The 11,083-nt window shown below is 53.1% G+C and carries 11 protein-coding genes and 2 pseudogenes; 4 read left to right on the plus strand and 9 right to left on the minus strand.

All coding sequences use genetic code 11. The annotated features are described in order from the left end of the window. The first annotated feature begins 94 nt into the window (after nt 1-94). Nucleotides 95-1,018: a DMT family transporter gene (locus IEV46_RS13595; RefSeq protein ID WP_188433094.1), complete on the plus strand. Its 924-nt coding sequence runs from the start codon at nt 95-97 to the stop codon at nt 1,016-1,018. A 153-nt stretch (nt 1,019-1,171) separates the two neighbouring features. Here the strand turns inward: IEV46_RS13595 and IEV46_RS18170 are convergent. The 3 genes and pseudogenes from IEV46_RS18170 to IEV46_RS13610 form a co-directional block, all read right to left on the minus strand. Further along, nucleotides 1,172-1,369, minus strand: a pseudogene (locus IEV46_RS18170) (transposase); the annotation flags it as partial. Nucleotides 1,370-1,460: 91 nt separating this feature from the next. Next, nucleotides 1,461-1,977: pseudogene (locus IEV46_RS13605) on the minus strand (DUF3231 family protein). 121 nt (nt 1,978-2,098) lie between these two features. Next, nucleotides 2,099-2,638: a hypothetical protein gene (locus IEV46_RS13610; RefSeq protein ID WP_188433095.1), complete on the minus strand. Its 540-nt coding sequence runs from the start codon at nt 2,636-2,638 to the stop codon at nt 2,099-2,101. A gap of 208 nt (nt 2,639-2,846) precedes the next feature. Between IEV46_RS13610 and IEV46_RS13615 the strand changes: the two genes are divergently transcribed. Beyond that, nucleotides 2,847-3,320: a PCYCGC motif-containing (lipo)protein gene (locus IEV46_RS13615; protein WP_308420311.1), complete on the plus strand. Its 474-nt coding sequence runs from the start codon at nt 2,847-2,849 to the stop codon at nt 3,318-3,320. A gap of 90 nt (nt 3,321-3,410) precedes the next feature. Here IEV46_RS13615 and IEV46_RS13625 read toward each other — a convergent pair whose 3' ends face one another. The 3 genes from IEV46_RS13625 to IEV46_RS13635 all read right to left on the minus strand — a co-directional run bounded on the left by IEV46_RS13625 (nt 3,411) and on the right by IEV46_RS13635 (nt 6,764). Next, complete coding sequence (locus tag IEV46_RS13625; RefSeq protein ID WP_188433105.1) at nt 3,411-3,761, minus strand: metal-sensitive transcriptional regulator; 351 nt, start codon at nt 3,759-3,761, stop codon at nt 3,411-3,413. Between the two features lie 351 nt (nt 3,762-4,112). Next, nucleotides 4,113-5,681: an FMN-binding glutamate synthase family protein gene (locus IEV46_RS13630; protein ID WP_188433098.1), complete on the minus strand. Its 1,569-nt coding sequence runs from the start codon at nt 5,679-5,681 to the stop codon at nt 4,113-4,115. A 327-nt stretch (nt 5,682-6,008) separates the two neighbouring features. After that, complete coding sequence (locus IEV46_RS13635) at nt 6,009-6,764, minus strand: arylamine N-acetyltransferase family protein (RefSeq protein WP_188433099.1); 756 nt, start codon at nt 6,762-6,764, stop codon at nt 6,009-6,011. 146 nt (nt 6,765-6,910) lie between these two features. Between IEV46_RS13635 and IEV46_RS18175 the strand changes: the two genes are divergently transcribed. Continuing rightward, the gene (locus IEV46_RS18175; protein WP_229736122.1) at nt 6,911-7,102 is read left to right on the plus strand and encodes a MerR family transcriptional regulator; all 192 of its coding nucleotides are present in this window, start codon (nt 6,911-6,913) and stop codon (nt 7,100-7,102) included. Between the two features lie 141 nt (nt 7,103-7,243). On the opposite strand, the gene IEV46_RS13645 is transcribed toward IEV46_RS18175, so the two are convergent. Genes IEV46_RS13645 through IEV46_RS13655 form a run of 3 tightly spaced genes read right to left on the minus strand, consistent with a single transcriptional unit; the run spans nt 7,244 to nt 9,965 of the window. Next, nucleotides 7,244-7,417 (minus strand): hypothetical protein, encoded by a 174-nt coding sequence (locus tag IEV46_RS13645; RefSeq protein WP_188433107.1) that lies wholly within the window; start codon nt 7,415-7,417, stop codon nt 7,244-7,246. Nucleotides 7,418-7,435: 18 nt separating this feature from the next. Then, nucleotides 7,436-9,559: a heavy metal translocating P-type ATPase gene (locus tag IEV46_RS13650; protein WP_188433100.1), complete on the minus strand. Its 2,124-nt coding sequence runs from the start codon at nt 9,557-9,559 to the stop codon at nt 7,436-7,438. Next, nucleotides 9,528-9,965 (minus strand): ArsR/SmtB family transcription factor, encoded by a 438-nt coding sequence (locus IEV46_RS13655; protein WP_308420312.1) that lies wholly within the window; start codon nt 9,963-9,965, stop codon nt 9,528-9,530. Before IEV46_RS13655 ends, IEV46_RS13650 begins: the two co-directional genes overlap by 32 nt. Before the next feature lie 299 nt (nt 9,966-10,264). Here IEV46_RS13655 and IEV46_RS13660 point away from each other — a divergent pair, with 299 nt between their 5' ends. Further along, nucleotides 10,265-10,864, plus strand: a complete 600-nt coding sequence (locus tag IEV46_RS13660) for an LOG family protein (protein WP_188433101.1) — start codon at nt 10,265-10,267, stop codon at nt 10,862-10,864. The last annotated feature ends 219 nt before the right edge of the window (nt 10,865-11,083 follow it).

The raw sequence follows: 11,083 nt of genomic DNA on the forward strand, positions 1-11,083 counted from the left end.
GAATGAGCCTGCGGTCTTTTCCACTTCATTCATTCTACCATGCACAGGTATCCACTTCCAGCAAGGGTCTACCCGCAGAAAGGAGACGTTACCCATGTCCCGCTTTCGACTTCATCCTTGGTTCCTCATGGCCGTGGGGGTGGTGTTTATCTCCCTGTCTGCCATCCTGGTGAAACTATCCACCGCTCCCGCCACTGTGATCGCCGCCTGGCGCCTCCTAATCGCCGCTTGCTTGATGCTGCCCCTCTGGTGGTGGAAACACAGGGGAGAGATTCGGAAGATTTCCCGACGGGACTGGGGCCTCTCCTTTCTCTCCGGAGTGTTTCTCGCTTTCCACTTCGCCCTCTGGTTCGCCTCCCTCTCCTATACCAGTGTGGCCAGTTCCGTGGTGCTGGTGACCTTGCAACCTGTTTTTTCCTTTGTGGGTGCATATCTCCTCTTCGGAGAACGAAGCCGCCCGGCGGCATTGGCCAGTGCGGGAATCGCAATGGCAGGGGGAATGATCCTCGGATGGGGGGACTTCGCCTCTGGCGGAATGGCTTGGTTCGGTGATTCTCTCGCCTTGGCCGGGGCGGGGATGGTGACCGCCTATTGGTTGATGGGACAGAATTTGCGGACGCGGATGTCCACGGTGACTTATACATTGATCGTCTACAGTACGGCGGGTCTGTTGCTGGCGGGAGTCACTCTCGCCTTCGGTCAGCCTCTCTTTTCCTATCCATCACGGGACTGGTGGCTCTTCTTTCTGTTGGCGCTGTTTCCCACCTTGCTGGGTCACAGCCTGCTCAACTGGGTAATCCGGTGGATCCCGGCCACCACCGTTTCTGTGGCCATCCTTGGCGAACCGATCGGAGCCTCCCTCTTGGCTTGGATCATCTTCTCCGAACAGCCCGGTGTCTTTCAATGGATCGGTGGTTTGTTCATCATCATCGGCGTCTATGGTTTCCTGCGATACAAAGAAACTTCTGAAAAACCAGGAACGGCACACTCACAAACCCGTCAGGGGGATTCCCTGTGACTGTCCATCAAAAAAGCTCCCGGAGGGTGCTGAGGCTAGTGACAAAGCCCTGCGCCGAAAGGCGACAGGGCTTTGTTTTTTCCAAAAAAAGAGAAGTGGAAGTGATGGTGTCTTGAAGGTAGATCGAGACCCGTTTTTGGGTCCCTTGCTCCTCTTGGAGAGGAGCAAGGCCATTTTCTTGATGTTTTGGGCACACGCAGTCAGGAGACATTGCTCGGTCACTTTGGCAAGTCCCCTTGGTCGTGCGTATCGGAGACCATGAAGCTCTTTCGCATCGGCGCAACTTCGCTCAATGGTCTCCCTTCGCCTTTTGCACAGGGCTTTTCCCTGTTGGCTTAAACGGTTCTTCCGTACCCAAAAAGACTGCTGATCTTCACTTTGTCAGCAGTCTCAGCACCCGGAGGGTGCTTTTATTTCCGTTGCCGGTACAGAGTCCCTTTTTTTAAAAAGCTCCAACCGGTTCCTGAATGTGCAGGGGTGGGGGAACCAACCATCCTTTTTCTTTTTGCATGCGTAAAAGGGTTGTCCCTGCCTGAGCTTTTTTGATGTGGAATTGTCCGTACATCATTCCAATATCTTCACGGATGGATCCTCCCATGGCTTGACTGCAGGCGACCATCCCCGTGGTCAGATCCCGGGCGATGGAAATTGCAATTTCAGAGTCATTGAAACGAGCCCCGACCGGAATGCTCTCCAAGTTGGCCACAGGCCGCTCCGGAGGTGTAGGTGGAAGAGCAACACCATTCTCCTTGAGAAGCCGTTCAATTTGTTCCTCTTCCTGTTTACCGGTTTTGATCAAATCCTCGATAAAATTACGAAGGTCCTCATCCCCCGTATGATTCAGCATGGTTTGATATCCCGCAATCTTCCCCCTTGGTTGCACTGAGATAACTCCAGGCTGCAAACACCTCTCCATAGTGCATGGGTTCTTCAATCGAATTACCACTCATTACGCCCATAATATACCTCCTGATGGCTTCCTTAATATTATCCATAATGTGTTCCATGCTCTTATCTTGAGCTGGATGGATCAAATTATGCTTTAAAAAACCGGTTTTTTCTTCCTTCCACCCGGTATCCTCAGTGTCCGTGAACTTCCCCTCCTCTCACTGCAAGTGGATGAAAATGGACGCTAAGAATATATCCCGCTAACAGTAAGAAATAAGCCCAGGGATTGTACAAAAGTCCTTTCACATGCTTTGAACTCCCCTGAGGAGACAGGATCAGAAACACCATAAACTGAACTCCCGCAATCAGAACTCCTGTCACGCGGAACAGGACCGAAGCTGTCTCTGGAGAGTTCATCACCGCAATCATCGCCCCCATGGTTCCGCCCATCCATCCGGCCACCGTTCCCTCCAGCACCCCCCGGACCCCACTGCGCCAACCCACGGCCCAACCGGCCAGACATCCCACCGCATAAGCGATCAAGGCCGAAGGTAGAAACGGGAGTCCCATGGCCAAAGGAACATACACCCCCACCTCTGTTCCCGCAGCCGTCCCCACCGACATGGAGCAGACCATTGCGTCCCGCTGGGGCGGGTGCATCCATGAGAGCCGTACCAACCACAGCAACAATCCACACCCTGTCAACCACCATCCCAACATCGCCAGCGACATCGCTTTCACCCCCAGGCCGACCTGTCCTATATATATGCGGAAGGAAAAGCGATGAGACAAGGTTCAGGAAAAAAGAGCATCGCCGTAAAGGGGAACCATCCCCTGAACCCAAAGCAAGACACACCTTAGTTCATAAGGAATCCATTGCTTTTCTCCCATGATTTCATTAGGATAAGGTGACAATAGCTTTTTATTCCTATGGGAAGTGATGCAGTTGAGACGAATCCTGCCAGTGATTTTCATCCTGACAGTGGCACTGGCCGGTTGTGCATCGGAACCAGAAGTGAAGGGACCATCCCAAGATTCCCTGAAAGCCTTGTCAGAGGAGGCTCGAACCGTTCAGGTGCAACTGCCTGAGTTTGTCCGGGAGGCCCCGCCCCGGGCCCAGGAAGCCTACTCGCTCGCCTATGCACATACGTACCTTTTGACCGATATGCCCTGTTATTGTGGATGCGGCTCCTCCGGCCACGAGCACAACGCACATTGTTTCATTCAGGACAAAGACAAAGATGGCAATGTGCAATGGGACCGGATGGGTGCCACCTGAGGAATCTGCATCGATATCGCGCGTGACGCGATCGCCATGAAAAAAGACGGACATCCGTTGAAGGAGATCCGTCGTTACATCGAAAAACAGTACGGAGACAAGGGAACACCCACCCCCACCCCAGCAGTGGATTAATTGCGGATTATGGGGTGAACTGTCCGTGTGACTGGTTCATACGGATTTTTTGTGGAAAAAACACCTTCTATTGAGGAGCTATCCCATCTGTTACCTCTTCATCATCCTGTGGACCGTGATCATCAGTTCATCGATCACTTCATCGTCGCCCTCCCGGATCCGTTCGACCACACAACTCTTCATATGACCTTCCAGAAGGATCCGACTGACACTGTTCAAAGCCGATTGAACAGCGGCGATCTGAGTCAACACATCATCGCAGTACGTATCGTTCTCAATCAAACGGCGCACTCCCCGGATTTGACCCTCGATCCGATTCAACCGGGAGGTGAGATTGCTCTTCACCCGGTCGGGATGGTGGCTTTTTCTCGCTTCATGGGTCTCACCTACTTCCCCATTCTCACCTTCCAAGGAATCCAGGTCCGGATTGACAACCATCATGGGCTTCACCCCTTTCCCCTACCCTATTATACCTTGCAGCGGACCCTGTGATGGCAACAAAACGCCCCTTTGGAAAATAACATAACATGAGAACTCCATCCCCGCCGGGTTGTTTTCTGGCACAAGTCATACCTCTTGATCTTGAGTGAAAATCTTTTTCTCCATTGCCCCCTCCATACCCCCGTGGGGTATATATATTTCCGGCAAAAGGGACAGCCGCATGAAACGGCTGAATCTCAAACAACGTCCCATGGTGAGTATAACTTCTGTTTGTGAAGGATTCACACTGAATGGTAAACTTCCCTCTTCCTCCTGATCAATGACAGACCGCATCCGCGACCTTCCCCCTCATTAGGATAAGGAATCCAGCTCATGCACCTTCCCATAACGATCTTTATACACGATATGTCGCCGTTCAAACTTGGTGGGGGAGTCGATCCCGGCAGCAGCGGCCAAATTGTACAAGCCTTCCCGCAAGGAAAGGAGGTAATTGCAGACACGGTAAGCTTTCTCTTCGACGACCAGCGCTTTTTGCAACGACGGATCCGTTGTCGCCACACCGACAGGACAGCGGTTGGTATGACACACCATGGCCTGAATGCAACCGACGGACATCATGAATCCGCGGGAGATATTGACCAGATCAGCTCCCATGGCCAGTGCGATGGCGATGCGATCCGGGGAAAGCAATTTGCCGGAAGCGATCAGTTTGACCCGGTCCCGGACTCCATACTTTTTGAGCAGATCATCGGCAATGGGAAGTGCCGTATGGATCGGAAACCCGACAGCATCCGCCAACTCTTTATAGGATGCCCCGGTCCCCCCTTCCCCCCCGTCCACTGTAATAAAATCAGGGGCCATTCTCGTTTCCGCCATCGCCGCCACCAGCCGCTGTAGTTCCACATCACCCACGACCAGTTTGATACCCACAGGCTTTCCGCCCACTTTCCTCAACTTCTCGATAAAATGGAGCATCGAAATCGGGTCGCCAAATTCCTTAAACCGGTTGGGACTGTCAATGGAACGGTAGGGTTCCAGCCCCCGGATCTCCGCGATTTCGGGAGTCACTTTGGCCCCGTCCAGATGGCCCCCCCTCGTTTTCGCTCCTTGGGCCAGCTTGATCTCAAAGGCTTTCACCTGTTCGATCTCACACTTCTTTTGAAACGCCTCCCATGAAAATTCTCCGTCAATCGTCCGCACCCCGAACAGACCCGGCCCGATCTGTATCATGATATCGGTTCCGCCTGCCAAATGGTACTGGGACAGGCCACCTTCCCCGGTATTCATCCACGTCCCGCCGGCCAATCCCAACCCCTTGGATAACGCAGTGATCGCCCGGTCTCCCAGCGACCCGTAACTCATGGCAGACTGGCCGACCAACCCCTTGATTTTAAAAGGATGCTTGCAGGTGGTCTCTCCCAGGATCACGGCATCTTCCTCCAGCAGATAAAAGGGGTTGACCTCTGCCGATTCCCGGTGTTCCTTTCGACGAAACAAACTTTCATCGTCAATGGAGTAGACTTTCGTTTGGATCTTCTGTTCGTTGTCCACCCTCATTTCCTGTTCCAACTTGGGAAACAGGGAATTTCGGATATAGTATCCTTCCTCCTCATAATTTCGCTCCGTGCCAAACCCGAGCAGCCGGTGTTTATATTTGGCGGAGATGACCACATCCTCATATTGCCTACGGGTGAAGGGCTTTCCCTCGTTGTCGTTGAGGTACAGATACTGGCGCAGCTCCGGTCCGATTTTCTCCAGGATATACCTCATTTTCCCGAGGACAGGGAAGTTGCGCAACACAGAGTGTTTGGTTTGATTTATATCCCGGTAATACAGCCAAAGGAGCACGACAACCGGAACCAACACCACGATCAAGAAAATCCCGGTCAACACGATCACCAGTATATCTGTCAGATCCATAACTTTCCCTCCGAGTCATCCGGCACAGTCCGCATCATCCCATATCCTCCTGGGTCAGACCATCCACCTTCATCATCCATCTATCTTTTCCATTTTTCCGCAACATTTTCAGCCCGAAGAGTGTTATGAAAAAACCATCACAGGGAGAGTCGGATTTTTACCCATAAGAACATTGACAGGGAATGTGAAAACGCTTTTGAATGCATCAAAAAACCCCGTCTGTTCCACTTTGGAAAAACGGGGATTTACTCTTTTCCATTTTTTCTTACACCTTGCAGTGTCTGATCCGCTCACTCCCTGCGCAGCTTCACACTACACAGGAACCTGTCATTCCAGGACAATCCCAAACCGCTCCCGCAGCACCTCCGGCACGGACGGAGACGGGATCACTTCCTTTTGCTTCGTCTCTCCCTTTGTGATCACCAGGGTGTTTCCCGACAGGGTGATCCGGCCCTCCTCTGTAGGAAGGGTGACGATGGATCTTCCTGTAAAGGGAGAATCCGGGGAAGTCTGGTTGAACCGGCACTGGGGAGCAAATTCCTGCAATTTCTTCGGTTGGGTCGAGAAACGGAGACGGGTGGTCCAGGATCCACTTTTTTGCTTCCGTTGGAGATCATACACCCTCTCCCGTCCAGACACTGGAACCACCCGATAAGTCCCGCTTACGTCAGTTCGCTCTTCTCCCGTCAAGGGAAGAGGAAGCCGTGCAGAATCGCCGAAACCCACATCCACCAGCCACCACTCGCCCAGCTCCACGAGAATGGTGGCATGGCTGTCAGCCAAGGCCCAGCCTCCTTCCTCTTTCTTGACTGTTCCCGCCACCAGCCGGGCCCGGTATCCCAAATGCTCCAACAAACGATGAAAGAGTCCGTTCAGTTCATAACAAAAACCACCCCGGTGCCGCCGGACCACTTTATCGTATATCCGGTTTTCATCCAATTGAATCGGAACCTTCCGCGGGATATCCAAATTTTCAAAGGGTACAGCAAACAGATGTCGCCGTTGAAGGAATTCCAGCCCCGAATAATCCGCTTCCACAGGCTTATCCGCTCCAATCCTTTCCAAATAACCTCTGATATCCAATGAAAAACCTCCTTCTCTCTTTCACGATTCTACCCTTCTATGCTGACTAAGTAAAAAGCCACCGTATCCAAGCAAAGCAGAGGAGACAGTTCACTCTGCTTACAACTATAATTGGTTGTGTAAGGCGACTGAAAGGATGTTGACTTATGAAAATTGGCGAACTGTCCATAATCACAGGGGTGAGCGTTCGATCCCTGCGTTATTATGATCAAAAAAATCTCCTGAAAGCCAGGCGATCGAAAAACGGTTATCGTTTATTCGATCAGGGTTCCATTGAACGAGTCAGACTTATTCAGCTGTATCTGGGGTTGGGATTGAATACAAAACAGATTGAATAGATCCTCCTCTGCAAAGACCAAAATAATATCCCCGAGGCCGATGACCTGTGTGACGACCTCCTTCACCTTTATCAACTTCGCTTAAAGGAGGTTGAGATGCAACTGAATCAGCTTTCCGATCTTAAGAAGAGACTAGAGGAATCAATTTTCCAATCCTGCCCCGTACCGATTCCCGCCAACAGAACCCTTTCCCTTCGGCATGACACCGGCCATCTCCCATAGTTCCAACCGGGCACCAACAAAGATCCGCTCAAACCATCTGTCATATACAGGTGCCCAATATCGATATATCAACCGATTCCTGTGATTCTCCAACCCATATCCCTTTCCTCTTCAGGGTTTTACCTTCAACAGCCGGATACTGTTGAGCGTCACCAGCACGGTTGCCCCCATGTCGGCAAAAATCGCCAACCACAGAGTGAGCCAGCCCGGGAAGACCAGGTAGACAGCTAGAAACTTGGTGACCAGGGAAAAAATGATGTTCTGTCGGATGATGCCCCGTGCCGCCCGGCTGAGTCGGATGGTGAAGGGAAGTTTGGAGAGATCATCGGCCATCAGCACAATATCCGAGGTTTCCAGAGCGGTATCTGTTCCAGCTCCGCCCATGGCGATCCCAGAGTCGGCGGCGGCCATGGCCGGAGCGTCATTTACCCCGTCACCCACCATGGCGATCTTGCCGTGGGACTCTTTCAATTCTTGAACCGCCTCCAGCTTGTCCTCGGGCAGCAACTCCCCGCGATACTCATCCATTCCAACTTCCGCCGCAATGGCCCGGGCCGTGCGGCTGTTGTCACCGGTGAGCATCACCGGATGGATCCCCGCCTGTTTCAGTTCCCGCACCGCCTCCCGGCTGGTGCCTCGCACTTCGTCAGCCAAGGCAAACACCGCCAAGAGGCGATCCTCCACGTTCAGACAGACAACAGTATAACCCTGATTTTCCAACTCCTCGATTCTCTGTCGGGTTCTCCCGGAAATATGTTCCGACAACACCCAGCGGGGACTTCCGATCCGGTGGAGCCTCCCATCAACGATGGCCTCCGCTCCCCGACCCGGATAAGCTTGAAATTCCTCCGCCCCCGCCGGAACCACTCCTTCCGCCTCCGCCCGGCGAACCACAGCCCGGGCCAGGGGATGTTCCGACATCGATTCCATGCCGGCAACAATCGCCAACACCTGTTGCCGGTCAGCCCCGTCGAAGGTTACCACTTCCTTGACCGCCGGCTCCCCCCAGGTCAACGTTCCCGTCTTGTCAAAGGCGATCACATTCAGGGAACCAGCAGTCTCCAGATGGATTCCACCCTTGATCAAGACACCGTTTCGGGCAGCGTTTCCAATGGCGGAGACAATCGCCATCGGAGTGGAGACCACCAATGCACAGGGGCAGGCAACAATCAACAACGCCAGCGCGTCATACAGAGCATCTTGCCAAATGATCCCGAATACCATGGGTTTAATCAGGAGAACAGCGAGGGATAAGAGCAAAATCGCCGGCGTGTAAAATTTGGCGAACCGATCCACAAAGGCTTGGGCAGGGGCCCTTTTCTCCTGGGCTTCCTCCACCATGGAGATGATTTTGGACAGGGTGGTCTCCTCCGCCCGCTTGGTCACTTCTACTTCCAAAAAGCCGTCTCCGTTGAGAGAACCGGCAAACACCTCATCCCCGGCTTCCTTAAACACCGGCACCGACTCCCCGGTGATCGCCGCCTGGTTGAGACTGCTCACCCCCCGCAGAATCCGCCCGTCCATGGCCAACTTTTCACCGGGACGGACCAATAGGGTATCCCCCACTTTCACCTCTTCCACCGACAGGTTCAGCTCCTCGCCATTTCGACGGATCACGGCTTTCCGGGGAGCCAGATCAAGAAGGGATTGCAGAGAGCTCCGGGCTTTATCGCTGGTGTAGATCTGCAGGGTTTCACTGACACCGAACAGAAAAGCCACCACCGCCGCCTCTTCCCAGTACCCGATACCAATGGCACCAGCCACGGCCACCGTCATCAGGGCATTCATATCGAAGCGGTGACGAAACAGCCCCGGCAACCCTTTTCGTGCTGTCTCCCACCCCCCTGTGATCACGGCGGACAAAAACAATCCGACAATGACCGATTCATGAGCACCCGCCCCCTTCGCCCCCAGGGCGAACAGGATCAACAGAAGCGATCCTCCCGTGAACAAGGCTTGCCGTTCCCGATACCATGGGATTCTCCGCCCGTCTTCTGTGGGATCCTCCTTCACGCGGATCCCGTCAAAGGCACCCAGCTGGTTGATCTGCTCCGGAGGAAGCGCTTTACCCCGGATGGTGAGCTTGGAGGCTCCGAAGTTGACCCGTGCATCGATAACACCCGGGGCCTTTTTCACCTCCCGCTCAAACTTGGCGGCACAATCTGCACAGGTGAGTCCCGTCAACCGGTAAACAACCTTCACTTCAGGATGGATCGCTTGTTCCCCTTCGCTCATGATGATTCCCCCCCTCTCCGGAAGGTTCGGTGAGACCCTCCGCCGCATGATCGATGGCCAGTTTCACCAACAGCCGGACATGATCGTCATCCAAGGAATAGTAGACCATTTTACCTTCCTTGCGGCTCCGGGTGAGACCCAGACTCTTCATCAATCGCAGATGGTGGGAAGCCGTCGCCACTGATGTGCTCAGGATGGCAGCCACATCACAGACACAGAGCTCCCTTTCCAGATACAGCGCATAGGCGATCCGAAAGCGGGTTTCATCCCCGAGTCCCTTGAACAATCGGGCCGGTTCCACCGGATCTGTCTCTTTCATCTTTTCCTTCAGATGCATAACTTTTTCTTCATCACTGGAGAAGATCTCACAGGTCTCCTCCCTGGGACGGGCAGGTTGAGGTGTCAATGGATAACCTCCTTATTCAAAATTTCTTTTGAATAGAACATACCATGACATCATCAACCCCGCAATATTCAAATGAATATTTTAATGAAATTTCCGTTCTCCACGTTCCCGACCTTTGTTACAATAGACTGTGGCTTTGAAATCTTGAGGAAAATCCGTCACAAAGAGGATTGGGTTTCACATGGAGTGTTTTGACAGTTAAAAACAATGAAAAGGTCATGTGAAACCCAATCCCACCCCACCCATCTAGCACTAATTCACAACGCTTTTAGTATTCAATCGTGCAGGAGTGATCATCGGTGAAAAACATCTGTGTATTTTGCGGCTCCAATCCCGGCTCCAACCCGGACTACATGGAAGGGGCCAAAAAACTGGGCATCGCCTTGGCGGAGGCGGGCATCACCCTGGTCTATGGCGGGGCCCGTGTCGGATTGATGGGAGCGGTTGCCGATACAGTTCTGGCACACGGGGGCGAAGTAATCGGCGTCATCCCCAAATCCCTGGTGGATCGGGAAATCGCCCACACCGGCTTGACCGACCTCCATATCGTCGGCTCCATGCATGAGCGAAAAGCCTTGATGTCGGAGCTGGCCGACGGATTTATCGCCCTGCCCGGCGGCAGCGGCACCCTGGAAGAGTTCTTCGAAGTCTTCACCTGGGCACAGCTCGGCCACCATCAAAAACCTTGCGGCCTGCTCAATCTGAACGGCTATTTCACGCCCTTGCTCCAGTTTATCGACCACACCATCGGCGAAGGTTTTATGAAGGAGGATTACCGGGCAATGATCCTCTCCGACTCCGAACCGGAACCATTGCTGCAACGGTTTGAACAGTATCAGGCACCCGAGATCGTCAAATGGGTGGATCACCGGCCCTCCACCCTGTCAAAAGAGAGCTGATCATACAACCGTGAATGATAAGGCCTGAAAAACCCCGGCTCCGTGTAAATGGAGCCGGGGTTTGAATTAGCGCATTCAGGCGTCTTTGATTAGCCATATCAGATGAGTAAAAGAAGGGGATTGTCCCACTCGTCGTAGATTTTCGTGACGGCCTTTTTCGCTGTTTTACGCGGTGATGGGCTTATTTTCCTTTGGTTCGCTGTCGATGTGTTGTTCCAG

The organism is Kroppenstedtia guangzhouensis, assembly GCF_014637345.1.
GTDB classification, from domain to species: Bacteria; Bacillota; Bacilli; order Thermoactinomycetales; family DSM-45169; genus Kroppenstedtia; species Kroppenstedtia guangzhouensis.